The 24,880-nt window shown below is 65.5% G+C and carries 24 protein-coding genes; 22 read left to right on the top strand and 2 right to left on the bottom strand.

Annotated features, from left to right (window positions below; translation table 11 throughout):
* The first annotated feature begins 24 nt into the window (after positions 1-24).
* Genes msbA through murB form a run of 6 tightly spaced genes read left to right on the top strand, consistent with a single transcriptional unit; the run spans position 25 to position 5,363 of the window.
* Positions 25-1,761, top strand: a complete 1,737-nt coding sequence (gene msbA, locus NKF27_RS07920; protein ID WP_253556431.1) for a lipid A export permease/ATP-binding protein MsbA — start codon at positions 25-27, stop codon at positions 1,759-1,761.
* The gene (gene lpxK, locus NKF27_RS07925; RefSeq protein WP_253555982.1) at positions 1,762-2,814 is read left to right on the top strand and encodes a tetraacyldisaccharide 4'-kinase; all 1,053 of its coding nucleotides are present in this window, start codon (positions 1,762-1,764) and stop codon (positions 2,812-2,814) included. It begins immediately after the preceding gene.
* A gap of 41 nt (positions 2,815-2,855) precedes the next feature.
* On the top strand, positions 2,856-3,077 hold the full coding sequence (locus tag NKF27_RS07930) for a Trm112 family protein (RefSeq protein WP_045993429.1): 222 nt from the start codon (positions 2,856-2,858) through the stop codon (positions 3,075-3,077).
* A 14-nt stretch (positions 3,078-3,091) separates the two neighbouring features.
* Entirely contained in the window at positions 3,092-3,871 is a 780-nt protein-coding gene (kdsB, locus tag NKF27_RS07935) for a 3-deoxy-manno-octulosonate cytidylyltransferase (RefSeq protein ID WP_253555983.1), read from the top strand.
* 23 nt (positions 3,872-3,894) lie between these two features.
* Complete coding sequence (locus NKF27_RS07940) at positions 3,895-4,365, top strand: low molecular weight protein-tyrosine-phosphatase (RefSeq protein ID WP_253028308.1); 471 nt, start codon at positions 3,895-3,897, stop codon at positions 4,363-4,365.
* A gap of 26 nt (positions 4,366-4,391) precedes the next feature.
* A complete protein-coding gene (gene murB / locus NKF27_RS07945) occupies positions 4,392-5,363 on the top strand; it encodes a UDP-N-acetylmuramate dehydrogenase (RefSeq protein ID WP_253555984.1) in 972 nt (323 codons plus the stop codon).
* A 114-nt stretch (positions 5,364-5,477) separates the two neighbouring features.
* Here the strand turns inward: murB and rne are convergent, their stop codons facing one another.
* Positions 5,478-8,951 carry a ribonuclease E gene (rne, locus tag NKF27_RS07950; protein ID WP_253555985.1) on the bottom strand — a complete coding sequence of 1,158 codons (3,474 nt, stop codon included), beginning with the start codon at positions 8,949-8,951 and terminating at the stop codon, positions 5,478-5,480.
* A 569-nt stretch (positions 8,952-9,520) separates the two neighbouring features.
* Here rne and NKF27_RS07955 point away from each other — a divergent pair.
* The 4 genes from NKF27_RS07955 (at position 9,521) to sppA (ending at position 14,031) form a co-directional block, all read left to right on the top strand.
* On the top strand, positions 9,521-10,468 hold the full coding sequence (locus tag NKF27_RS07955) for an RluA family pseudouridine synthase (RefSeq protein ID WP_253555987.1): 948 nt from the start codon (positions 9,521-9,523) through the stop codon (positions 10,466-10,468).
* A gap of 232 nt (positions 10,469-10,700) precedes the next feature.
* Positions 10,701-11,927 (top strand): bifunctional alpha/beta hydrolase/OsmC family protein, encoded by a 1,227-nt coding sequence (locus NKF27_RS07960; RefSeq protein WP_045993401.1) that lies wholly within the window; start codon positions 10,701-10,703, stop codon positions 11,925-11,927.
* Positions 11,928-12,085: 158 nt separating this feature from the next.
* Entirely contained in the window at positions 12,086-12,730 is a 645-nt protein-coding gene (locus NKF27_RS07965) for an HAD-IA family hydrolase (RefSeq protein WP_253028304.1), read from the top strand.
* Between the two features lie 68 nt (positions 12,731-12,798).
* Positions 12,799-14,031, top strand: a complete 1,233-nt coding sequence (gene sppA / locus NKF27_RS07970; RefSeq protein ID WP_253555989.1) for a signal peptide peptidase SppA — start codon at positions 12,799-12,801, stop codon at positions 14,029-14,031.
* On the opposite strand, the gene NKF27_RS07975 is transcribed toward sppA, so the two are convergent.
* Positions 14,019-14,639 carry a nucleoside triphosphate pyrophosphatase gene (locus NKF27_RS07975; protein WP_253555991.1) on the bottom strand — a complete coding sequence of 207 codons (621 nt, stop codon included), beginning with the start codon at positions 14,637-14,639 and terminating at the stop codon, positions 14,019-14,021. The genes sppA and NKF27_RS07975 overlap by 13 nt on opposite strands.
* 150 nt (positions 14,640-14,789) lie before the next feature.
* On the opposite strand from NKF27_RS07975, the gene NKF27_RS07980 reads away from it, so the two are divergent.
* The 12 genes from NKF27_RS07980 to NKF27_RS08035 all read left to right on the top strand — a co-directional run bounded on the left by NKF27_RS07980 (position 14,790) and on the right by NKF27_RS08035 (position 24,829).
* Positions 14,790-15,323 carry a YceD family protein gene (locus NKF27_RS07980; protein WP_045993405.1) on the top strand — a complete coding sequence of 178 codons (534 nt, stop codon included), beginning with the start codon at positions 14,790-14,792 and terminating at the stop codon, positions 15,321-15,323.
* 25 nt (positions 15,324-15,348) lie between these two features.
* Complete coding sequence (gene rpmF / locus NKF27_RS07985; RefSeq protein ID WP_010627954.1) at positions 15,349-15,519, top strand: 50S ribosomal protein L32; 171 nt, start codon at positions 15,349-15,351, stop codon at positions 15,517-15,519.
* A gap of 34 nt (positions 15,520-15,553) precedes the next feature.
* Entirely contained in the window at positions 15,554-16,627 is a 1,074-nt protein-coding gene (plsX, locus tag NKF27_RS07990) for a phosphate acyltransferase PlsX (protein WP_083970469.1), read from the top strand.
* A gap of 9 nt (positions 16,628-16,636) precedes the next feature.
* Entirely contained in the window at positions 16,637-17,584 is a 948-nt protein-coding gene (gene fabD, locus NKF27_RS07995; RefSeq protein WP_253556432.1) for an ACP S-malonyltransferase, read from the top strand.
* A 60-nt stretch (positions 17,585-17,644) separates the two neighbouring features.
* Positions 17,645-18,388, top strand: coding sequence for a 3-oxoacyl-ACP reductase FabG (fabG, locus tag NKF27_RS08000; RefSeq protein ID WP_045993432.1), 744 nt, complete (start codon positions 17,645-17,647; stop codon positions 18,386-18,388).
* A gap of 121 nt (positions 18,389-18,509) precedes the next feature.
* On the top strand, positions 18,510-18,743 hold the full coding sequence (acpP, locus tag NKF27_RS08005) for an acyl carrier protein (RefSeq protein ID WP_021820799.1): 234 nt from the start codon (positions 18,510-18,512) through the stop codon (positions 18,741-18,743).
* Positions 18,744-19,009: 266 nt separating this feature from the next.
* Positions 19,010-20,248 carry a beta-ketoacyl-ACP synthase II gene (gene fabF / locus NKF27_RS08010; protein WP_253555992.1) on the top strand — a complete coding sequence of 413 codons (1,239 nt, stop codon included), beginning with the start codon at positions 19,010-19,012 and terminating at the stop codon, positions 20,246-20,248.
* A 3-nt stretch (positions 20,249-20,251) separates the two neighbouring features.
* Positions 20,252-21,070: an aminodeoxychorismate lyase gene (gene pabC, locus NKF27_RS08015; protein ID WP_253555993.1), complete on the top strand. Its 819-nt coding sequence runs from the start codon at positions 20,252-20,254 to the stop codon at positions 21,068-21,070.
* A 106-nt stretch (positions 21,071-21,176) separates the two neighbouring features.
* Positions 21,177-22,181: an endolytic transglycosylase MltG gene (gene mltG / locus NKF27_RS08020; protein ID WP_253555994.1), complete on the top strand. Its 1,005-nt coding sequence runs from the start codon at positions 21,177-21,179 to the stop codon at positions 22,179-22,181.
* A 32-nt stretch (positions 22,182-22,213) separates the two neighbouring features.
* Positions 22,214-22,894: a dTMP kinase gene (gene tmk / locus NKF27_RS08025; protein ID WP_253555995.1), complete on the top strand. Its 681-nt coding sequence runs from the start codon at positions 22,214-22,216 to the stop codon at positions 22,892-22,894.
* Positions 22,895-22,917: 23 nt separating this feature from the next.
* Positions 22,918-23,886: a DNA polymerase III subunit delta' gene (locus NKF27_RS08030; protein WP_045993433.1), complete on the top strand. Its 969-nt coding sequence runs from the start codon at positions 22,918-22,920 to the stop codon at positions 23,884-23,886.
* Between the two features lie 106 nt (positions 23,887-23,992).
* Complete coding sequence (locus tag NKF27_RS08035; RefSeq protein ID WP_108132686.1) at positions 23,993-24,829, top strand: TatD family hydrolase; 837 nt, start codon at positions 23,993-23,995, stop codon at positions 24,827-24,829.
* Positions 24,830-24,880 lie beyond the last annotated feature (51 nt).

Here is a 24,880-nt window from a genome sequence, read left to right on the forward strand (position 1 = left end):
TCCCTCGCAACTGGAGCCAACGTGATCGAATACTCCGGCTGGACGCTCTACAAGCGTCTTCTTGGTTACGTCAAACCCTTCTGGAAGTCCTTTCTCGTCGCCGTGGTCGGTTACGCCATCTACGCGGCGTCCAGTACCGCCCTGGCCGAGATGATGAAGCGCCTGATCGATGGCATCCAGAATCCCGACGCCGCCTTTCGTCTGTTTCTGCCGCTGTTCGTCGTCGGCATGTTCGGCGCCAGGGGCGTCGGCACCTTTCTCGGCACCTACTTCATGAGCAACGTCGCACGCAACATGGTGCACGCGCTGCGCTGTGACGTCTTCAACCATATGCTGCGCCTGCCGGGGCGCTTCTTCGACAATCATTCTTCCGGCCACCTGATCTCGCGGGTGACCTACCATGTGGAGCAGGTGACCGGCGCAGGCACCAAGGCGATCACGGTTATCCTCCAGGAGGGCCTGTTTGTACTCGGCCTGCTGGGCTATCTGCTGTGGACCAACTGGATGCTGACGCTCTTGTTCATGGCCGTGACGCCGCTGATTGGTGGCGTGGTGAGCTACGCCAGCAAGCGCTTTCGGCGCATTTCCAAGCGCATCCAGCGCTCCATGGGGGACGTTACCCACGTTGCCTCCGAGGCCTTGACCGGCTACCGCGTGGTGCGTACCCACGGCGCCGAGAAATACGAGATGGGGCGCTTCCGCGACGCCAGTGAAGTCAACCGTCGCCAGAGCATGAAGGAGGCCCTGACCAAGGCCACCAGCACTCCGGTCATCCAGTTGCTGGTGGCACTGTCGCTGGCGCTGCTGGTGTGGCTTGCCATGTCACCGGCGCTGATGGACAACATGACGCCGGGCGAATTCGTGGCCTTCATCACCGCCGCCTCGCTGATGGCCAAGCCGATTCGCTCGCTCAGCGAGATCAACGGCACCATCCAGAAGGGTATCGCTGCCTCCAGTGAACTGTTCGGGCTGCTCGACGAGCCTGAGGAACGCGACACCGGAACCCTGATGCCCGAGCGCCTGCAGGGGCGGATACAGCTCGAACAGGTGCGCTTCGCCTACGGAGACGATCAGCCCGAGGTGCTCAAGGGCATCGACCTGGACGTGCGCAAGGGCGAGATGGTGGCCATCGTCGGCCGCTCGGGCAGCGGCAAGTCGACCCTGGTCAGCCTGTTGCCGCGCTTCTACCGACCGACGGGCGGGCGTATCCTGATCGATGGCACCCCCATCGAGGAGTACCAGCTGACGGCGCTACGACAGCAGATTGCGCTGGTGTCCCAGCAGGTCACCCTGTTCAACGCCACCATCGCCGAGAACATCGCCTACGGGGTCCCCGATGCCGATCCTGCAGACATCGAGGCGGCGGCCCGCGCCGCCCACGCCCACGAGTTTATCGAGCGCATGCCCGGCGGCTACCAGGCGCTGGTCGGAGACAACGGCGTGATGCTCTCCGGTGGTCAGCGTCAGCGCATGGCGATCGCTCGGGCGATCTTCAAGGATGCTCCCATCCTGATCCTAGACGAGGCGACCTCGGCGCTGGACACCGAGTCCGAGCGCCATATCCAGGCGGCCCTGGAAGAGGTCTGCAAGGACCGCACCACCCTGGTCATCGCCCACCGCCTGTCGACCATCGAACGGGCCGACCGCATCCTGGTCATGGAGCAGGGCGAGATCATCGAGCAGGGCTCCCACGCCGAGCTGCTGGAACGCGACGGCGGTGCCTACGCCGCGTTGCACCAGCTGCAATTCCAGGAGGCGTAGATGGGGCTTGGGCAGCGCTGGCTCGAGGCGGCCTATCGTGGGGCTCCCTGGCTTGCCGTCCTGCGGCCGCTGGAGGCACTCTATCGCCGCGAGGTACGCCGTCGGGCCGACGCCTTTGCCCGTGGCGACAAGCCCGTGTGGCGCGCTTCGGTACCCGTCATCGTGGTCGGCAACCTGACTCTCGGCGGCACCGGCAAGTCGCCGCTGGTCGCCTGGATGGGGCGGCACCTGGCCGAGCGCGGCTTTCGCCCCGGGATTCTGTCACGGGGCTACGGTGGCAAGGCCGATGGCTACCCGCTGCACCTTGCCGCCGATACACCAGTAGCGGCCAGCGGCGATGAGCCGCGAATGCTGGCCGATCAGACCGGACTGCCGGTGGTGGTCGACCCGGACCGCCCGCGTGGGGCCCAGTGCCTGATCGACGCCGGTTGTGACGTCATCGTCACCGACGACGGCCTTCAGCACCATGCCCTGGGGCGTGATCTCGAGGTGGTGGTGGTGGACGGCAAGCGAGGCTTCGGCAATGGGCGCTGCCTGCCGGCAGGGCCGCTGCGCGAACCGCTGGAGCGGCTGAAGCGCATCGACGCACTGATCGTCAACGGCGAATCGTCGAGCGCGCTTGCCGCCGACGGCTTCACCATGCAACTGGAGCCCGCCTGCTGGCGCAGGGTCGGTGACGACGAGCGGCGTCCACTGACGCCGCTGCCCTTCGCCACACCGGTCACCGCAGTGGCAGGGATCGGTCATCCGGAGCGTTTCTTTACCACCCTGTCGGAGCTGGGGATCGCCCATCGACCGGCCCCCTTTTCCGACCACCACCGGTTCAGCCCGGCCGACCTGACCACCAGCGACCAGCGACCTGTGGTGATGACCGCCAAGGATGCGGTCAAGTGTCGAAGCTTTGTTCCCGACGATTGCTGGGCCCTGGATGTCGAGGCTAGACCCGAGGCGTCCTTCGTGGCCTGGTTCGATCGGCGAGTGTCCGCCTGGCGAGGCACCGACGATGCGCGGGTCGCTCATGATACCGGGATCGCGCAGCGGCAGAGTGACTGAGCACTGCCGCCGAAGGCTCAAATTCAACAGGAGAAACGATGATGGACAAGGAACTACTGGCGATGCTGGTGTGCCCCCAGTGCCAGGGCAAGCTGCGCTACGACCGCGATGCCGGCGAGCTGTGCTGCCAGTTCGATGGCCTGGCCTATCCGATCCGTGACGGCATCCCGGTGATGCTGGTCGAGGAGGCGCGGGTCATGGAGGTCGACGAGACCCTCAAGACCAACCCCGGGCGGGGCGCCTCCAGCACGGACCAGACGTGAAGGAGCGCTAGCCGATGCAGGATTTTATCGTTGTCATACCGGCGCGTTACGGCTCGAGTCGTCTGCCCGGAAAGCCGCTGGCAGATATTGCCGGCCGCCCCATGGTCGCCCGGGTCTGGGATCAGGCCCGGCGCTCCTCGGCGAGTCGAGTGGTGATCGCCACCGACGATGCGCGCATCGAAAGCATGATGCTTGAGCTGGGCGCCGAGGTGGTGATGACCCGCGAGGACCATACCACCGGGACCGATCGGCTGGCGGAGGTGGTCGAGCGCCTGGTGCTGCCGGACGAGGCGGTGCTGGTCAACGTCCAGGGGGACGAACCGCTGTTGCCGCCCGAACTGATCGATCAGGTGGCGGGGCGCCTGATGCGCGACGAGTGCGCCTCGGTCGCGACCCTGGCCGAGTCCATCGGCGACGTCGATACCTTGTTCAACCCCAATGTGGTCAAGGTAACCCGGGCCGCATCGGGCAGGGCGCTGAGCTTTTCTCGCGCCCCGATGCCCTGGGACCGGGAGGGCTTTCGTGAGCCTCCGACGCTGCTCACCACCGACGCCTGGCTACGCCATATCGGCCTCTATGCCTATCGAGCGAGCTTTCTGCGGGCCTTCAGCCAGTGGCTGCCGGCTCCCATCGAACAGCTCGAACAGCTCGAGCAGTTGCGTGCGCTGCACTATGGGCACGCCATCCAGGTGGCGCTGGCCGAGCAGACGCCCGGGGCAGGGGTGGACACCGCCGAGGATCTTGAACGGGTTCGCGCCCATTTCGCCGGCCAGCAGACGCCGCCGGACCAGTGAAGGCCAACGATCAGGAGACAAGCATGCGGGTACTGTTCGTATGTCTGGGCAATATCTGCCGCTCGCCCACCGCCGAGGGGGTAGTGAGGCAGCGACTCGAGGAGCACGGTCTGGCGGACCGGGTGGTGCTGGATTCCTGCGGCACCGGGCCCTGGCACGTAGGTGAGCCACCTGATGCCCGCGCCCAGCAGGCCGCGCGCAAGCGGGGAATCGATCTATCGAAGCTGCGCGGTCGCCAGCTCGAGGCCGCCGATTTCGAAACATGTGACTACCTGCTGGCGATGGACGCCGACAACCTGAGCGTGCTCGAGCGCCAGGCGCCGGCGAATTGCCAGGCCCATATCGGCCTCTTGATGGAGTTCGCCGGGGAGCCCGGCGTTGCGGTGCCGGACCCCTACTACGAGGGCGGCTTCGATGGTGTCTACGCGATGATCGAGCGTGCCGCCGATGGCCTGGTGGCCACCTTGTCGCAGCGTCTGGGGGCGTCCTCTTGAGGCCCGTCATAGGCCTCGATCAGGACTTGACCCGAGCCAATACCCTGGGGCTGCCCTGTGTCGCCGAAGAGGTCGTCGACGTCTTCAGTCGTGATCAGCTCGCCTCCCTGATCAGGCAGGTCGGAGACCGCCGATTGACCCTGCTCTCCGGCGGCAGCAATCTGATTCTGCCCGACTATCTGCCGGGGATGACGCTGCGACCGCGGCTCGATTACTGGTGGGTCGAGCGGCGCGGACAGGATGCGCTGGTGCATGTCGGTGCCGGGGTCAACTGGCATCGACTGGTCATGGCGCTGGCGTCGAAGGGGTGGTGGGGCATCGAGAATCTGGCGCTGATACCCGGGCACTGTGGTGCGGCACCGGTACAGAACATCGGTGCCTATGGGGTCGAACTGGCCGATGTGCTTGAGTCGGTGACCCTGGTCCATCGCGACAGTGGTGCGGTGGAAAGCTTGCCGGCTGGTGCCTGTGGCTTCGGCTATCGGGAGAGCCGCTTCAAGGGGGAGTGGGACGGCAAGGTCATCATCACCGACCTCACCTTGAGGGTCAGCCGTCACGGCGCGCCGAAGCTTGGCTACGGCGATCTGGCGTCCCGGGTGGGGGAGAGCCCCGCTCCTCTGGCGGTGGCCGAGGCGGTCTGCCAGGTGCGCCGCGAGAAGCTGCCCGACCCAGAGCAGCTCGGCAATGCCGGCAGCTTCTTCAAGAATCCTGTAGTCGAGGCTGCGCGTGCCGGGGCACTGCGCGAGAGCTATCCGGGTATGCCGGCCTATGAGCTGGAAGACGGAAGGGTCAAGCTGGCGGCGGGGTGGCTGATCGATCAGTGCGGCCTCAAGGGCTGGCGACAGGGTCACTTTGGCGTCCATGATCGTCAGGCGCTGGTGCTGGTGCACCACGGTGGTGGCAATGCCACGGAATTGCTGGCGTTCGCCGACCAGGTGTCGGCGCGGGTCGCCGAACGCTTCGGTGTGACGCTCGAACGAGAGCCGCGCCTGGCCTGATTAGTTGGCCAGCACCTGACTTGCCGGCGCCGGAGGCGCTGTGTGAGTAACGAATGCGCATAAATGAAAACGCCCGCGTCCTTGGACGCGGGCGTTTTGCTTTCCGGCTAGTGATCAGCTGTTGTGGCCGTCACTTGCCTTTTCGGCCTCGAGCTTGCGACGCTCGCGCGGGTCGTTGTGGGCCCGGCGACGGCGGCGAGGCGCCTGGCCATCATCAGTGGCGCCACTCAAGGCGTCGTCTTCTGCCTTGGCTTCTGTCTTGGCGTTGTCGGCCTCGGCTTTCTCTTCCGCCTTGACGTCAGCCTTGGGAGCTTCGGCCTTGGCCTCGACTTTCTCTTCCGCCTTGACGTCAGCCTTGAGAGCTTCGGCCTTGGCTTCGGCTTTCTCCGCGGGCTTGGCGTCAGCCTTGGGGGCCTCGGCTTTGGCTTCGGCTTTCGGCTCGGCTTTCTCGTCAGCTTTCTCTGCAGGCTTGGTGTCAGCCTTGGGAGCCTCGCCCTTTGGCGTCTCGGCCTTTGGCGTCTCGGCCTTGGGGGCCTCAGTCTTGGGAGCCTCGGGCTTGGGAGCCTCAGCCTTGGCTTCGGCTTTCGGTTCGGCTTTCTCTGCAGGCTGCGCGTCAGCCTTGGGAGTCTCGGTCTTGGCTTCGGCTTTTGGCTCGGCTTTCTCGTCAGCTTTCTCTGCAGGCTTGGTGTCAGCCTTCGGAGTCTCGGCCTTGGCTTCGGCTTTCGGCTCGGCTTTCTCTGCAGGCTGCGCGTCAGCCTTGGGAGTCTCGGCCTTGGCTTCGGTCTTTGGCTCGTCTTTCTCTACGGGCTTGGCGTCGTCCGACTTGGGAGCCGCGGCGTTGGCGACGGGCTTGGTATCCGCCTTGGGAGCCTCGGCTTTGGCGTCGGCCTTGTCGTCAGCCTTGGGAGCCTCGGCTTTGGCGTCAGCCTTGGGGGCTTCAGTCTTGGAGGCTTCGGCCTTGGCGTCAGTCTTGGCGTCAGCCTTGGGGGCTTCGGCTCTTGTTTCGGCTTTTGCTTCGGGCTGGGTCTGTTCGGCCGTAGCTTCCGTAGCGCTTGCCTGGTCCGCATCGGGCTGAGCTTCCTGAGCCGCGGCCGCTTCCGCCTGCAGGCGTTGCTGCTCTTTCAGCGCCTCGGGGTTGATGGCGTGCTTGCGGCTGCGGTTGCGCGGATTGTTGCGGGTGCGCTTGGGCTTGCTGTCCTTGGCAGCATCGCTGCTGGCAGCATCTGCCTGCTGCGTTTCACCGCGGCTGGCCGAACGGGGCGACTTGTTGTCGTCGCTCTTGCGGCTATCCGGCTGGCGGCTTTCCTGTTGACGACCCTCCTGCTGACGTCCTTCAGCCTGGCGGTTGTCCTGCTGACGATTGTCGTCGCGGCGAGAGCGCTGGCGGTTGTCGTTGCCGTCATTTCTGTCGGCTCGAGTGTCTGCCTTGCTGTCGGTGCGTGCGTCGCTGCGAGCGTCGGTGCGGCCGTCGCTCTTGGCGGCCGGCTGGCGGCGTTCCTGCTGACGACGATCCTGGCTGTTGCCATCGCTACGGTTGGATCTGTTGCTGCTCTGACGCTGGCCGTTCTGGCTGCCACCGCGGCGATTGCGCTGTCGCGTGTCGCTACCGCGCTGCTGGCCGCTGTCGCTGCGCTGTTGGGCGCCGCGCTGAGCATTGTCGTCGCGACTCGAGGACTGAGTGCGAGTGTTGCTCGAGCCTTGGCTGCCGCTCGTGGCGCCGTTACTGGTTTCTTCCTCGCCGCCGAGGAAGCGAGCGAAGCCCTTGACCAGTCGACCGAACAGGCCGGCGTTCTGAACCGCCTGGCGAGACTCTGCGGGGCTCTGACGGCCTGGCTGGCGATTAGCCTGAGGGCTGCTCTGCCTGCGGCTGGACGACGAGGCCTGGCGACCGGATTGAGCGCCCTGAGCGCTGGGCTGGCGACTCGGCTGTGCGGGCTTGTCCTCGCTGGCGGCCTCTTCCTGGCTCAAGGAAGCGGGGGCCGGGGCGTTGTGGACCACGCTCTTGACCGCGGCTTCGGCGCGTTGCACCGGCTTGCCAAAGGCGGCGTCGGGCTCCTTGCCGACCTCGGTGTCGGTGGACAGCTCGAAACTGGAGGCGTTGGCGGTGCCTTCCTCGTCGACGTGATCGTCGCGCAGACGCTGGACGTCGTAGTGGGGGGTGTCCATGTCCGGGCTTGGCAGGATGACCACGCGGACGCCCTGGCGACGCTCGATATCGGCCAAGATGGCGCGCTTCTCGTTAAGCAGATAGGTAGCGACAGGCACCGGCAGGATGGCGCGGATCTGAGCGCTGCGCTCCTTCATGGCCTCTTCTTCGATCAGGCGCATGACCGACAGCGAGAGTGAACGCACGTCACGGATGGTGCCCTGGCCGTCACAGCGGGGGCATACCACGCCGCTGGTTTCGCCGAGGGACGGGCGCAGACGCTGACGCGACATTTCCATCAGGCCAAAGCGCGAAATACGGCCGATCTGTACCCGGGCGCGGTCGAGCTTGAGGGCATCGCGAGCGCGGTTTTCGACCTCACGCTGGTTGCGTGCTGGCCCCATGTCGATGAAATCGATGACCACCAGGCCGCCGATGTCACGCAGGCGCAACTGGCGAGCGATCTCGTCGGCCGCCTCCAGATTGGTCTGCAGCGCAGTCTCTTCGATGTCACTGCCGCGTGTCGCTCGCGCCGAGTTGATGTCGATGGACACCAGTGCCTCGGTGTGGTCGATCACGATGGAGCCGCCGGAGGGCAGCTTCACTTCACGCTCGTAGGCGGTCTCGATCTGCGACTCGATCTGGAAGCGCGAGAACAGCGGCACCTCGTCGGCGTATAGCTTGATCTTCTGCTGGTAGGACGGCATCACCTGCCGAATGAAGGCCAGCGCCTCCTGGTGCACCTCGGGGCTGTCGATCAGTACCTCGCCGATATCCTGGCGCAGGTAGTCGCGCATGGCGCGAATGATGACATTGGACTCGCGGTAGATCAGGAAGGGGGCGGCGCGCTTGCCGGCTTCCTCGGTGATGGATTCCCACACCTGTACCAGGTAGTCGAGGTCCCACTGCAGCTCTTCGGGCGACCGACCGATACCGGCGGTGCGCACGATCAGGCCCATCTTGTCGGGCACGCTGAGCTGACCCATGGCTTCCTTCAGCTGGGCGCGTTCCTCGCCTTCGATGCGACGCGAAATGCCGCCTGCGCGGGCGTTGTTGGGCATCAGCACCAGGAAGCGGCCGGCCAGGCTGACAAAGGTGGTCAGGGCGGCGCCCTTGTTGCCACGCTCTTCCTTGTCGACCTGAACGATGACTTCCTGACCTTCCTTCAGTACTTCCTTGATGCTGGGGCGGCCGGAAGGCTCCTTGACGAAGTACTCGCGAGCAATTTCCTTGAGGGGCAGAAAACCGTGGCGTTCGGCGCCGAAATCGACAAAGGCGGCTTCGAGGGAGGGTTCCACGCGGGTGATCTTGCCGCGATAGATATTGGCTTTTTTCTGTTCCCTGGCACCGGATTCGATGTCCAGGTCGTACAGGCGTTGTCCATCCACCAGGGCGACACGCAGCTCTTCGGGCTGGGTCGCGTTGATGAGCATCCGTTTCATGTTGTCTCGCAATATGGGCGCGCCGGAGGGCGCCCATGGGCAACGGCAAGGGTGAACCGTTGGTGCAGCGTGCTTGTGCTCAGCGCATGTCGAGGAAGCTGCGCCCGGCCGCGACGCTACTTCATCAGGAACGTCACGGCATGATCATGTTGAGTACGGGGCGGAGGGAGGACGTGTCTCGGTGGGGCCTTGCCCATCCGGTCCTGCCGTCACCGCCAACACCTGGCATTCATCGATTCACCGCTGCCGGCCTCCGGCACGGTGTTGTACGTCTCCCGGCGACGGCCCACCCCTTCGGAAAGGTATCCAGCTGGGGTGGGGCGCGCCGGGCTCGGTGTTGTCACTTGACATCGGCGGCGGGACCTCTGTGGGTCGTCGCGGCCTCTGTGGCAAACGCTGTGTCAGTCACGTTTCGCTCGGGCCTGCGTGTCTAGTCGTGCAGGCGCTTGCAGGGGTCAATCGGACCCGGGGAGCGAACAAGTAATATAACAGCAATGCCAGGGGTCAGCAATTGGCGACAAGCTGCGCTAGAATGGCGCTTTATTGCGGGTTTCGAGTGGGGTGACAGCGTGGCCGAAGGGCGTGAAGTGCAGTGGGTGGAAGTGACCGAAGGCCAGGTCGGCCAGCGCGTCGACAATTTTCTGATGAGTCGCCTCAAGGGCGCCCCCCGTTCGCTGGTGTATCGCATCGTGCGCAAGGGTGAGGTGCGCGTGAACAAGAAGCGGGTCAAGGCGGATACCCGTCTGGCGCTAGGCGATCTGGTGCGTATTCCCCCGCTCAAGCTGGCACCGCAGGAGGCAGTGCGCGAGGTCAGCGATAATCTGCGTAATCTGCTGGCCGGCAGCGTGCTGCTGGAAGGGCCTGACTGGATGGTCTTGAACAAGCCGTCGGGACTGGCGGTGCACGGCGGCAGTGGTGTCAAGATCGGACTGATCGAGGCGCTGCGGCAGGTGCGCGAGGACCTGGACTTCCTGGAGCTGGTGCATCGGCTGGATCGGGATACTTCAGGGTGTCTGCTGCTGGCCAAGTCCCGGCCGGCGCTGCTTGCGCTGAATCAGTCGCTCAAGCAGCACAAGATGAACAAGCAGTATCTGGCGCTGGTGGCAGGCCGCTGGCCAGTCCGTCGGGATTTCGTCAGTGCCCGCCTGGATCGCTACGATGCCGGCAACGGCGAGCGTCGAGTCAGGGTCGATCCGCAGGGCAAGGTGGCTCGGACCCGCTTTGGTGTGCGTGAGACCTTTGCCGGTGCAACCCTGGTGGAGGCGGAGCCGATCACCGGGCGTACCCATCAGATTCGCGTCCACGCTGCCCACGCCGGACACGTGCTGTTGGGTGACGACAAGTACGGTACCCGAGAGGGCGCTCGCCTCGGTCGCGAACTGGGGCTGGATCGCCTGTTTCTGCATGCTGCCTCGCTGACCTTCCCCGAGCCGACCAGTCAGCGGCCGGTGCAGATTCGCGCTCCCCTCGACGATGCCCTGGAAACTGTGCTCGACAAGGCTCGGCGGCGACAGTGAAAGACGTCGCCTGCGGCCTTGCCTGGTGCCGGCCTTGTGGCAAGAAAGACTGAAATTACAGTGCGCTAAATGAGCAAGTGTGGGTGAATCGCTGTGTCTGGCGGACGTGGTGAGCCCGCGCCGGGCAGGCGAGCCAGGTTGCCAAACGATCGTCCTCGGCCAAGGATTCAGGTAAGGCATCGGCGGTTTGTGCCGGCGATGCGCCCATGAGTCTTCGGAGGGTAGGACGGTCATGCGTGTCATCAGCGAAAGAGAACAGTTTCCCGGTCACGACGGCAACCAGCTGGCGGCGAGGTTCGACCGGCCGGAGGTGGGTGAGCCCCAGGCGGTGGCGATCTTCGCCCATTGCTTTACCTGTACCAAGGATATCCTCGCCGCCAAGCGTATCGCAGCACGACTGGTGTCGCGGGGCGTGGCGGTATTGCGCTTCGATTTCACCGGTCTTGGTCATTCCGAGGGTGAGTTCGCCAATACCCATTTCAGCTCCAACGTGGATGATCTGGTGGCCGCCGCCAAGCATCTCGAGGGGCGTGGGCTGTCACCGTCTCTGCTGGTCGGTCATTCGCTGGGCGGTGCGGCGGTGATCGCCGCCGCCGAGCGTCTGCCCGGGGTCAAGGCGGTGGCCACCGTCGGGGCGCCCTACGATCCGGCTCATGTGGTGCACAATTTCGGCTCGAACCTCGACGTCATCGAACGCGAAGGGGAGGCCGAGCTGGTCCTGGCAGGCCGTCCCTTTACCATCCGCAAGGCCTTTATCGAGGATCTCCAGAGTCAGCGTCAGCACGAGCGCATCGAGAACCTGGGGCGTCCGCTGCTGGTGCTGCACGCGCCCAACGACGAAACGGTGGAGATCGAAAACGCCTCGGCCATCTTCACCGCCGCCCGTCATCCCAGAAGCTTTGTTTCGCTGGATGACGCCGATCATCTGCTGACCCGGCCCCAGGACGCCGAGTACGCCGCCGAGGTCATCGTCGGCTGGGCGTCGCGCTATCTGGGCCTGGAGGCGCCGAAGCCCCCCGCGGGAGCGCCTGAAGGCGTCACCCGAGTATCCGAAGCCGATCCTGCAGGTTTTCGCCAGGACGTGGTGGCGGGTGCGCACCACCTGCTGGCCGACGAGCCGCTTTCCTACGGTGGGACCAACCTCGGTTTTACGCCGTACCAGTTGCTGGCGGCGGCGCTCGGCTCCTGCACGGCGATGACCGTGCGCAGCTACGCCAGGCGCAAGAAGCTACCGCTCGATGATGTCACCGTGGACGTCTCCCATGACAAGATTCACGCCAAGGATTGTGGCGAGTGCGAGGCGACCAGTGGCAAAATCGACCACTTCGAACGTGTCCTTTTCCTGACGGGGGATCTCGACCAAGAGGCCCGCGACAAGCTTTTGGCCATCGCTGACCTGTGTCCGGTGCATCTGACGCTGGAAGGCAAGGCAAGGGTGGTGACTCGGCTGGCCGACTAGCCTTGGCGGCCGCAGGCCGCTGTCACTGCTAGTCGTGGCGTCTGGTTCTCTGGTGCTGCGCCGAGCCGGTCTGCGTGCTTGAGTGACCCATCATCGGGGAAGAGGCATTTGTCCATGGGCGATGGCGTGGACGCCGTCGTCTCTCGAGGAGTTGTCTCTTGCGCTATGACCTGACCATCTTTGACTGGGATGGCACCCTGATGGATTCCATCGCCCGGATCGTATCCTGCATGCAGGCGGCTGGCCGCGAGGCCGAGTGGGGCGAGCTGGGGGAAGGCGAGATTCGCGATATCATCGGTCTCGGTCTGCCGGAAGCCATCGCCACCTTGTGTCCGGGTATCCAGCCGGAGCAGGCCGAGCGTTTGAAGGCACGCTATGCCTGGCACTTCGTCGAGGGTGATGCCACCCCGGTCACCTTCTATCCCGGCGTCGAGGCGGGGCTGGCCTCGCTGGCCTCGACCTCGGCGCTGGCCGTGGCCACCGGCAAGAGCCGTCGCGGGCTCGATCGTATCTTCCGCCAGAGCGACACCGGTCGCTTCTTTCGTGCCAGTCGTACCGCCGACGAGACGCGTTCCAAGCCGGATCCCCTGATGCTGGTCGAGCTGCTCGAAGAGTGCGGCGTCGACGCCTCCCGCGCCGTCATGATCGGCGATACCGAGTACGATATGGAAATGGCGCGTGCCATCGGCATGCCGCGCATCGCTGTCTCGTATGGTGTGCACGATGTGCAGCGGCTGTCGCGCAGTGAGCCGCTGCTGGTGGCAGATCGCTTCGATCAGGTGCTGGATCACCTGGCTGGCTGAATCGCGTCGATCGTCTGGCAAATCGTTTTCTATTCCTGGTTGTCGCCAGGCTTGCAAGGAGTGGTGGGATGTCGGATACCCCCAAGGATGACCCCTGGACCCAGGGGGAGATGTCGTCTTCCAGCGGCAAGGGAGCGGCGGCAGCCGGCGGTAGTGGGCCGGACAAGAGCGGCGGCAGCGGGCCGGCTGAATCGTCCGGCGGCAGCGGGCCGTCTGAGCACGGCGGCAGCGGGCCGGCAGAATCGTCCGGCGGCAGTGGGCCGGCAGAATCGTCCGGCGGCAGTGGGCCGGCTGAACCCGGCGGCAGCGGGCCGGCTGAATCGTCCGGCGACAGCGCCGAAGTATTGCGGGAGCGCCAGCGCCTTGCCCAGATCGAGAGCATGGACCGCTGGATCCAGAGCGTACTGGTCGAGCAGCGGCGCAGTCGGCGCTGGAAGCTGTTCTTTCGTTTCGCCTGGCTGGCGCTGCTGCTGGGAGTGGCGGCGCTGGTGGGCTTTGCACTGCTGATGGTGCCTGGCGATGAGCGAGAGCAGGCCAGGCATCTTGGGGTGGTCAAGGTCGACGGTGTGATCGATAGCGAGTCGCCGGCCAACGCCGAGCGCCTGATCGAAGGTATCGAAGCCGCCTGGGAGTCGCCCAGCAGCGCCGCGGTGGTATTGCATATCAACAGTCCGGGCGGCAGTCCGGTGCAGTCCCAGCGGGTCTACAAGGCGGTGATGGCCCTTCGCGAGCGCGGCGACAAGCCGATCGTCGCGGTGGTCGAGGACCTGGGGGCCAGCGGCGCCTATTACATGGCGTCTGCGGCGGACGAGATTGTCGCTGCGCCGTCCAGTCTGGTCGGCTCAATCGGCGTCATCTACGCCGGCTTCGGGCTGGAGGGGGCCATCGATGATCTGGGTGTGGAGCGGCGCGTCTTCACCGCAGGCGACAACAAGGCCTTTCTCGATCCCTTCTCCGAGATGCGTCCCGAACAGCAGGCGTTCTGGCAAGAGGTGCTGGATACGACCCATCAGCAGTTCATCGATGCGGTCAAGGCAGGGCGCGGTGATCGCCTGGCCGATGATCCCCGGATCTTCAGCGGCCTGATCTGGACCGGAGAGCAGGCGCTGGAGCTGGGCCTGGTGGATCGCCTGGGTACCCTGGACGAAGAGGCCCATGAATGGCTCGACCAGCCGCGAATCAAGGACTACACCCCATCCCAGGACCCCTTCGACCGCCTGGCTCGGCGCTTCGGTGTGGGCGTGGCCCAGTGGATGGGGCTGCCGCAGGCGTCATCGCCGGTGCGTTATCAGTTGCCCTGATCGCCGTTCGCGACATCGGTGGCGGATGCCGCCAGGGGGTCGGCGCCAGCCTCGCGCAGCCACCGGCACAGCAGAATCAGAGGGAGGCCGATCAGACTGTTCGGGTCGCCACCCTCCAGGCGCTCGAACAGGGTGATGCCGAGGCCCTCCATGCGAAAGCTGCCAGCGCACTGAAGCGGCTGCTCGCGGGCGACGTAGGTGCTGATCTCGGTGTCGGTGAGACGGCGAAAGACCACGTCATAGTGCTGGTAGCCGACCCAATGGCGATGCTCGGCGGTGTCGAGCAGCGCCAGTCCGGTGACAAAACGCACCCGTTGCCCCGAGAAGGCTCGCAGTTGTGCGCAGGCGCGCTCCTGGGTGTGGGGCTTGCCCAGGATCTGGTCGTCGAACAGGGCTACCTGGTCGGAGCCGATGATCAGGTGGCGCGAGTAGGCGTCGGCCAGCGCTTCGGCCTTGGTCAGCGACAGCCGCTGCACCAGTGATGTGGGCGTCTCGTCCGTGCCGCGGGTCTCGTCGATGTCCGGGCTCGCCCAGGAGAAGGGCAGGCCCAGCCGTTCAAGCAGTTCGCGGCGCCAGGGTGAGCTGGAGGCAAGCACCAGTGGGGTCATGCGTCCTTCCTTGCAATGTGTGGAGTCGTGTCGGGGAGGCCCGCTATGGGCAGGTTGTGCTCGTCGGGTTCGAGCGGATCCCGGGACATGGTAACCTATTGAGCACAGGGCTTTGACAGGGGCGGAACGAGTGCCTATCATTGCGCGCCTATGTTGACCTCACGATTGCCCGGCCGGGTCGAGCCCTACAAGCTCGCCGCCCAAGCCGAACACCTCGAAGGCCTGGTGGCGCTGGCCGACATGAGCCGCCTGACCGAAGAGGTCGGCGCTCAACAGGGCGATGCCAGCGCCTGGCTGGAATTCGCCATCGACGCTCAGGGGCGTCGGGTGATCCGGGGGCGCCTGGAGGCCGATCTGCAGCTGCCGTGTCGCCGCTGCCTCGAGCCCATGGCCCAACATGTCACGAGCGACTTCCTGCTCGGGCTCGTCAGCAGTGATGACCTGGCCGCCGATCTGCCGAGCACCCATGAACCGGTGCTGGTGGAGAATGAACAGCTGGACCTGCTGGGCGTGGTCGAGGATGAACTTATCCTCAGTCTGCCCCAGGTGGTCTACCACGACGAGTCAGAGTGTCCTGTCTCGCGCGACCAGCTGAGCAGCGGGGCGGATGCCGAAGTCTCGGAAGCGCCCTCTGGCAGTCCCTTTGACGTGCTCAAGCGCCTCAAGGGCAACACCGATACCTGATCGATTTTTTGTGGAGTGATTTCCCATGGCAGTTCAGCAGAACCGTAAGACCCGTTCCAAGCGCGGCATGCGTCGTAGCCACGACGCCCTGAGTGCACCGACCCTGTCCCAGGACAAGGAAACCGGCACCACTCACCTGCGTCACCACGTCTCCCCGGACGGTTTCTATCGCGGTCGCAAGGTCGTCGACGTATAAGTTGACGACGCCTCGATAGCGCCTGGCCGCCGGGATGCGGATTGCCGTAGATGCCATGGGCGGGGACAAGGGTCCCCGCGCCACCGTGGCGGGGGCGGCCAGGGCAGTCATCGAGGACCCGCAGCTCGACATTCAGCTGTTTGGCCCTGCGGGCCTGCTGGATGACGAGATTTCACGCCTGCCGCGGCCTCTGGCCGCGGCGGCGTCGCATCTGCACCTGTGTGACGCACCCGATATCATCCCCGCCGATATGCGCGCCTCTCAGGCGCTGCGCCGAGGCCATGCTTCAAGCATGGCTCGCATGCTTGACTGTGTGGCGGCGGGTGAGGCCGATGTCGGCGTCAGTTCCGGCAATACTGGCGCCTTGATGGCGCTGTCGCGCCGCGCCCTTGGCATGGTTCCGGGCGTGCCACGCCCGGCCATCAGTACGGCGATTCCGACGCGAGGCGACGGACGCTGCTATTTGCTTGATCTGGGTGCCAATGTGGATGTGTCGGCGGAGCGCCTGGTGGACTTCGCCCTGATGGGCGATATCATGGCGCGCCACGTCGACGGTCTGGCGGCTCCACGGATTGCCCTGCTCAACGTTGGGGTGGAGTCGACCAAGGGCTCCCTGGCGGTACAGCAGGCCGATGCGGCACTGCGCCAGGTGGCCGGGATCGACTATCTTGGCTTTATCGAGGGCGATGGCGTGTTTGCCGGTCAGGCGGACGTCGTGGTCTGTGACGGCTTTGTCGGCAATGTGCTGCTCAAGGCCAGCGAGGGCCTGGCCAAGATGCTGGTCGGTCGCGTCCAGGCGACCTTCGAGGCGCACTGGGGGAGTCGGCTGGTGGGGATGCTGGCCCGCCCGGCGCTCAGACGATTGAAGAGTGAACTGGATCCGGTTCGCTACAACGGCGCCAGCCTGCTGGGGCTGGCGGGTATTGTGATAAAGAGTCATGGCAGCTGTGACGCTCAGGGTTTTTACTACGCCCTGAAGCGCGCCTCCCAGGAGGTCAGCCGTGACTTGCCGAGCCGGCTGGAGGCCGAGCTCGACCATCGTCGTCCATCTTCCGGTCCCTTGTCAGGGGGCAGTGTGGATATGGATGATGGCCAACAAGAGCTATAGGTGATCAAGATGACTCAACCGCTTGCCCTTATCTTCCCTGGGCAGGGGTCGCAACAGGTCGGCATGCTGCGCGATCTGGCCGAACGCTACAGCGTGGTGAGGACGACCTTCGAGGAGGCCTCGGAGGCGCTGGGTTACGACCTGTGGCAGGTGGTCCAGGAAGGTCCTGCGGAGGCGCTCAATGCCACCGCCTGCACCCAGCCGGCACTGTTGGCCTCCAGCGTGGCGATCTGGCGCGTGTGGCAGGAACTCGAGGGCCCGCGCCCCGGTGCCATGGCCGGCCATAGTCTCGGCGAATACAGCGCCATGGTGTGCGCCGGCGCGCTTTCCTTTGCGGAAGGGGTTCGTCTAGTTCGCCTGCGTGGTGAAGCCATGCAGCAGGCCGTGCCGGCCGGGCAGGGCGCCATGGCGGCGATCCTCGGTCTGGATGACGCGGCCGTCGAGCAGGCATGCGCCAAGGCTGCCGACGGGGACGTGGTCTCTGCCGTCAACTACAATGCTCCCGGGCAGGTGGTGATCGCCGGCAGCAAGGCCGCCGTGGATCGCGCCATCGCCGCCTGTCAGGAGGCCGGGGCCAAGCGTGCGATGCCGTTGCCGGTATCGGTGCCTTCCCACTGTGAGCTGATGCGGCCGGCCGCCGAGCGGCTGGAGCAGGCGCTTGGTGATATCGAGCTCAAGGCGCCGCGCTATACCGTGGTGCAGAACGTCGATGCCCAGGCCCACGCCGATGTGGCCACCCTGCGCACTCGCCTGATCGAGCAGCTCTACCAGCCGGTGCGTTGGGTCTCCTGCGTCGAGAAGATGGTCGACGGCGGTGCCGAGGTGTTCATCGAGTGCGGGCCCGGCAAGGTCCTCACCGGCCTCAACAAGCGTATTGCCCGGGGCAGTCGCGGACTGGCGGTGAATGATCCCGACAGTCTCAGTGCAGCCCTTGAGCTGGCTCGCGAGATCAACTGATCGAAAGCCTCCTGGCCCGGCGCTGTGCCGGGCGACAACGACGAAGCAATGGAAGTGACCATGACAACCGAGCCTAGAGTCGCCCTGATTACCGGGGCCAGCCGCGGTATCGGCCGTGCCATCGCCCACGAGCTGGGGCGGCAGGGTCGCATCGTGATCGGCACCGCCACCACCGATGCCGGTGCCGACCGCATCGATGCGGACCTCAAGGAGCAGGGGTTTCAGGGCGCAGGGCGCCGCCTCGACGTCACCGATCCGACCAGTGTCGAAGCACTGCTGAAGTCGATCAACGACGAGTTTGGTGCGCCGACCATCCTGGTCAACAATGCCGGTATCACCCGTGACAATCTGCTGATGCGAATGAAGGAAGATGAGTGGGATGGTGTACTCGACGCCAACCTCAAGTCGGTCTTTCGCCTCAGCAAGGCGTGCCTGCGTGGCATGAGCAAGGCCCGTTGGGGCCGTATCGTATCCGTCAGTTCGGTGGTCGCCACCATGGGCAACGCCGGCCAAAGCAACTATGCTGCCGCCAAGGCGGGCATGGAAGGCTTCACCCGGGCGCTGGCGCGCGAGGTGGCTTCCCGTGCCATCACCGTCAACGCCGTGGCGCCTGGCTTTATTGCCACCGACATGACCCAGGCGCTGTCCGAGGATCAGCAGACGATGCTCAAGGGGCAGGTGCCTCTGGCGCGTCTGGGGCAGCCCGAGGAAATCGCCGCGGCGGTCGGGTTCTTGACCAGCGATAGCGCAGCCTATATCACTGGCGAAACCCTGCACGTCAATGGCGGGATGAACATGCGCTGAATGCGCTTCCTGCGTGTGTTGCGTCGACCCGAAGGGGTCTATAAACTACCCCGCAGTTTACTTGCGGAATTAACCAGCTGGTCATCAGAACGGCTAACGTGAACGACTGGAGTATGTCTAAATGAGCACCATCGAAGAGCGCGTGAAGAAAGTTGTGGCAGAGCGCCTGAACGTCAAGGAAGAAGATATTCAGAACTCCTCTTCCTTCACCGAGGACCTGGGCGCTGATTCCCTGGACACCGTTGAGCTGGTGATGGCGCTGGAAGAGGAATTCGATACCGAAATTCCTGATGAAGAAGCCGAGAAGATTACCACCGTTCAGGAAGCGATCGACTACGTCAACGCCAACCAGTAAGACCGGCTCGGTGTTCCGAGTCAGTCTGCCGGTGGCGGCGATGGCCGCTTGCTGAAAGGCGGGGATGCAATCCCCGCGGAAGCCGTCCTGGTTCGCCAGGGCGGCTTTTGCGTGTCCAGGCCTCGAAGGCAGGGTCCTGTGCCAGCGTTCCCGGTAAAGCCTCGGCGCCGGGGGGAGCACAGCGGCCTGTGTCTCGGGTATAATGCGCGCAACCGACGGTCCTCCACAGTTGGGCCGTAACTTTTTGGATGTCTGGAGGAAAGCTGATGTCTCGTAGAAGGGTAGTGGTGACGGGCCTCGGCCTGGTCACACCGGTGGGCAACACCGTCAAGGAAAGCTGGGACAGCATCCTGGCCGGCAAGAGCGGTGTGGCGCCCATCGAGCACTTCGATGTCAGCGGCTTCAACACGCGCTTCGGCGGTTCGGTGAAGGACTTTGATATCAGCCCCTACCTGAACCCCAAGGATGCCAGGAAGATGGACCTGTTCATCCAGTACGGTATTGCCGCGGGGGCTCAGGCCATCGAGGACGCCGGTATCGAGTGCACCGAGGAAAATGCCGATCGCATCGGCGTGGCCATCGGCTCGGGAATCGGTGGGCTGCCGATGATCGAGCACAACCACAACGCGCTCAACAAGAGCGGTGCTCGGCGTATCTCGCCGTTCTTCGTGCCCGGCTCCATCATCAACATGATCTCGGGCAATCTGGCGATTCAGCGCGGCTTCCGTGGTCCCAATATCGCCATCACCACCGCCTGTACCACCGGTACCCACAATATCGGCTACAGCGCCCGCACCATCGCTTACGGCGACGCCGATGTGATGGTCTGTGGCGGTGCCGAGATGGCGACCACACCGTTGGGGCTGGGCGGCTTCTCCGCCGCGCGGGCACTGTCCACCCGCAATGACGATCCCCAGGCGGCCAGCCGCCCCTGGGACAAGGATCGCGACGGCTTCGTGCTGTCCGACGGCGCCGGCGTGGTGGTGCTGGAAGAGTACGAACACGCCAAGGCACGTGGGGCGACCATCTACGCCGAGCTGATCGGTTTCGGCATGAGCGATGATGCCTACCACATGACCCTGCCGCCGGAAGACGGTCGCGGCGCGGCGGCCTCCATGGCCAACGCGATCAAGGACGCTGGCATCGACGCCAGCGAGATCGACTACATCAACGCCCACGGCACCTCGACCGCCGCCGGTGACCTGGCCGAGAGCCGGGCGGTGGAGAAGGTCATGGGCAGCGCCGCCGAAAGCGTCGCGGTCAGCTCCACCAAGTCGATGATCGGCCACCTGCTCGGCGCTGCCGGTGCGGTGGAGGCAGTCTTCAGCATCCTGGCGATTCGTGATCAGGCGCTGCCGCCCACCATCAACCTGGACAACCCCCAGGAAGGGTGCGTGCTCGACTACGTGCCGCATACCGCCCGCGATGCCAAGGTCGACGTGACCCTGTCCAACTCCTTCGGCTTCGGCGGCACCAATGGCACCCTGGTGTTCAAGAAGGCCTGATGGATGAATAGGCCGCCCGAGCCGACATTGCCCCTGAGTGATCGGGGGCTGGCCTACGGCGATGGCCTTTTCGAGACGGTGCTGGTGCGCGACGGCACGCCGCTGTTGTGGTCTGAGCACCTGGCACGACTGCTGAAGGGCTGCCGGGTGCTCGACCTGCCCCCGCCCCGTACAGAGGCCCTGGCATCCGCCCTCGCTGGCGCGGGGCCGGGGCTTGGCGTGCTCAAGCTGGTCTACACCCGGGGCAGCGGTGGCCGGGGCTACGCGCCGCCGGCGTCCTCAGACCCCAGGCTCGAGGCGGTGTGGTCGAGCTTCGCACCCGATCAACAGCGTTGGGCAGCCGGGGTCAGGGTGCGTCGCTGCCGCCTGCGCCTGGCACGCCAGCCCGTGCTGGCCGGGATCAAGCATCTGGCCCGTCTCGAGAACGTGCTGGCACGAGCGGAGTGGCGGGACCCCGCTATCGCCGAGGGGCTTCTCGAGGATGATCGGGGCCAGCTTGTCGAAGCCACCGCCATGAACGTGTTCTTTCTCGCCCGGGGCGCCGAACAGGTATCGACCCCGCCGCTGGATCAGTGTGGCGTGGCGGGTACCCTGCGAGCCGCCTTGCTGGAACAGGGCGCGGTGGTGGAGGCGCCATTGCTGGCCGACGAGCTTTCGTCCTGCGAGGCTTTATGGCTTGGCAACAGCGTCCAGGGCGTGTGGCCGGTCGCGCGGCTCGACGATAGCGAAGGGCAGCCCCAGCATGGCTGGGAGCTGAGTGATGTCCATCGCGCCTTTCAGCACCGAGCCCACCGCCTGCTGGGGTATGCCGGGGCCGACTGAGTCACCCGGGCGCTTCCAGCCGGGGTGCCTGCATCCGCTTTGCCGTACTATTCTGACCGCTTCAGACAAGCGCCGTGCGCCGGCGCGACCAGACTAAGGAACTTCCATGCGCACCGCGCTCAAGGTCTTGCTCACTCTTGTCGTCATTGCCGCTATTGGCGGCTACGGCGCTTATCACTATTGGCAGACGCGTCTGCAGGCCCCGATCACCCTCGATGAACCGATGCTCTACGAGGTGCCGCCCGGGGCCGGTTTCAATCGGGTGGTGGATGATCTCGAGGCCCAGGGTGTGCTGGCCGACGCCTGGGCCTTCAAGCTGTTGACGCGAGTGGAGCCCGAACGTGTGCCGTCGCTGAAGGTCGGCGAGTACTCGCTGGAGCCAGGCATGAGTGGCATGCAGGTACTCGATAAGCTCGCCAGCGCCGAGGTGGTCACCTACAGCGTGACCATTCCCGAGGGCTGGACCTTCCAGCAGATGCGCGCGGCCCTGGCCGAGGCCGAGAAGCTGGCCCACGCCAGTGCCGACATGAGTGACGACGAGATCATGACGGCGCTGGGTCACGAGGGCGAGCATCCGGAGGGGCGCTTCTTCCCCGATACCTACACCTACCACAAGGGGGTGGAGGATCTGGAGATTTTGCGCCAGGCCAATCAGAGCATGGAGGCCCTGCTCGAGGAGGTGTGGGCCGATCGCGCCGAGGACCTGCCCATCGATACGCCGTACGAGGCGCTGATCATGGCCTCGCTGATCGAGCGTGAGACCGGCGCCCCCGAAGAGCGGCGTCAGATTGCCGGGGTGTTCAAGCGCCGCCTGGAGCGTGGGATGCGGCTGCAGACCGATCCAACGGTGATCTACGGCATGGGCGATCGCTTCGAGGGCAATATCACTCGGGCCGACCTGCGCGAAGCCACCCCCTACAACACCTACGTGATCGATGGCCTGCCGCCGACCCCGATCGCATTGCCGGGGCGGGCTGCACTGGAGGCCGCCGTCGACCCGCAGGAGGGCGACACCCTGTACTTCGTCGCCAAGGGAGATGGCACCCACCACTTCTCCCGCACGCTGCGTGAGCACAATAACGCCGTCAATCGTTATATTCGGCGTCGTTGACGCGGACGTCTCCCGAACCAGGAGTGGTATCCATGACGCAGACACAACCGGCCGAGCCCACCTCCGGCGCGAGCGGGCGCTTCATTACCCTGGAGGGCGGAGAAGGCGTCGGCAAGTCCACCAACCTGGCCTTCGTGGTCGCCGCCCTCGAGGCGCGTGGCATCGAGGTGGTACAGACCCGCGAGCCTGGAGGGACGCCTCGGGCCGAGGCCATTCGCGAACTGCTGCTGGCGTCCAGCGACGAGCCGCTGGACAGTGACGCCGAGCTGCTGCTGGTGTTCGCGGCACGGGCCCAGCATCTTGCCCAGCGTATTCGCCCGGCCCTGGAGCGCGGCGCCTGGGTGGTCAGCGACCGCTTCACCGACGCCACCTTTGCCTACCAGGGTGGCGGCCGTGGCCTGCCGTTCGAGCGCATCGTCCAGCTCGAACGTCTGGTCCAGGGAGAACTGACGCCGGATCTGACGCTGTTGCTGGACATGCCGCTGGACGCGGCGGAGCGTCGCCTGGCGGGTCGTCTGGACCGCACCGGCACGCGCAAGGATCGCTTTGAGCAGGAGCGCCGCGACTTCTTCGAGCGGGTGCGCCTGGCCTACCTGGCCCGGGCCGAGCAGGCACCTGAGCGGATGGTCAGGATCGACGCCGACGCCAGCCTGGACGAGGTGCAGCGGCGGATCACGCGGGTACTGGACGAGCGGGTGGCGCAATGGACGTGAATAGCAGCGTCGCCCAGCCGCCGATGCCCTGGCTGGCGCCGCGCTGGCACGAACTGGTGCGGCTGATGGACGCCGGTCGTCTGCCCCATGCCGTGCTGCTGTCGGGCCCCCGCGGGCTTGGCAAGCAGTCCCTGGCCGAGGCGCTGATCGCCCGAGCCCTGTGTGCCCGTCCCGGCGAGACCGCCTGCGGAGAGTGCCACAGTTGCCATATGCTGGCCTCGGGCTACCACCCTGACCTGCTGCGGGTGGCGCCGGAGGAGGGCAAGCGGATGATTCGCATCGACCCGATCCGTCAGGTCAATGGCTTCGTCTCCCAGACCGCTCAGCAGGGTGGGCACCGGGTCATCGAGATCCGTCCTGCCGAGGCGATGAACGTGGCCGCGTCCAACGCCCTGCTGAAGAGCCTGGAGGAGCCGGGGCAGGACACCCTGTTCGTGCTGGTCTCCGACATGCCGTCCCACCTGCTGCCGACGATCCGTTCGCGCTGCCAGCAGTGGACGCTCAAGCCGCCGGAACTCGAAGACTGCCTGGACTGGCTGTCGAAGGAACTCGGTTCCGAGGACGAAGCACGCTTCTGGTTTCGAGCCGCCGGTGGGTTGCCGCTGGCAGCGCGACAGCTTGCCGAGCCGGGCTCGCGGGCGCTGCGTCAACAGCTGCACGAGACCTTCGACGCCCTGGTACGTGGCGCCGAACCTGTGGCCGAGGCGGCCCGGCTGGACCGCCAGGCCATCGATGCCATCCTGTGGTACGGTATCGCCTGGCTGGAGGATCTGATTCGCCTGGGGCTTTCCGGCGAGCCTGAAGGCCTCAGAAACCCCGACCTGGCACCGCTCTATCGCCAGGCGGTGAAAAATGGCCGGGTGCGCGACTGGTTCCGCCTGCTCGACTACGCCCGTGAGCAGCGTCGGTTGCTCAGTGAAGGCGGCAATCCCAACCCGCAACTGGTGCTCGAGGCCTGGCTGGTCCGCTGGGCGGCCCTGTTGCGTTCCTGAGCGACGTCGTGTGCCCAGACGTCCTCCCCGGAGGCTCGCTGGTGTCTCTGATCATCGTCGCCGGTATTCGTCCCTGACATCCGTATTCAAGCCCCGAGAGATCTTCATGTTCGTCGATTCCCACTGCCATCTCGATCGCCTTTCTCCTGATACCCATGGCGGCGATCTGTCGCGGGCCCTGGACGCCGCCCGCGAGCGCGGCGTCCAGCAGTTCCTGGCCATCAGCGTGACCCTCGACGGCGTGCCCGAACTGGCCGCAATTCGCCAGGCCCACGACGACGTGGTGATCTCCGCCGGGGTGCATCCGCTGCATCAGGTGGAGCACGAACCCGGCGTTGCCGAGATTGTCGCCTGCGCCAAGGAGCATGGTGCCGTGGCCATCGGCGAATCGGGACTGGACTATCATTACGACAGTGTTCCCGCCGAGGTGCAGCACGAGCGTTTCGCTCGCCATCTGCAGGCTGCCACCGAACTGTCGCTGCCGATCGTGGTGCATACCCGGGAAGCGAGGGAGGACACGCTCTCGCTGATTCGTCAGTACAGCGATCCCGAGGTCGGCGGGGTGCTGCACTGCTTCACCGAGGACCTCGAGATGGCGCGGGATGCGGTGCGCCTGGGCTTTTATATCTCGTTGTCGGGGATCGTCACCTTCCGCACCGCCGAGTCGCTGCGCGAGGTGGCCAGAAAAGTACCGCTGGATCGTCTGCTGATCGAGACCGACAGCCCCTATCTGGCGCCGGTGCCGCACCGTGGCAAGCCCAACGAGCCGGCCTGGGTGGTCGACGTGGCCCAGTGCATCGCCGACGAGCGGGGAATCAGCGTGGAAGAGGTGGCGATGCAGACCACCGCCAACTTCTACCGGCTGTTTCCCAAGGCCCAGCCTGCCGCCCCGGAGGACCTCAAGCAGGCCCTTCGCGACGCGGGCTTTGTGGACCAGGGCTAAGCGGGCTTTGTTGTAAACAGGGCCCATGGCCCCGGTCGGCACGGGCACCGG

Source organism: Halomonas sp. DN3, from assembly GCF_024137905.1.
Lineage (GTDB): Bacteria > Pseudomonadota > Gammaproteobacteria > Pseudomonadales > Halomonadaceae > Halomonas > Halomonas litopenaei.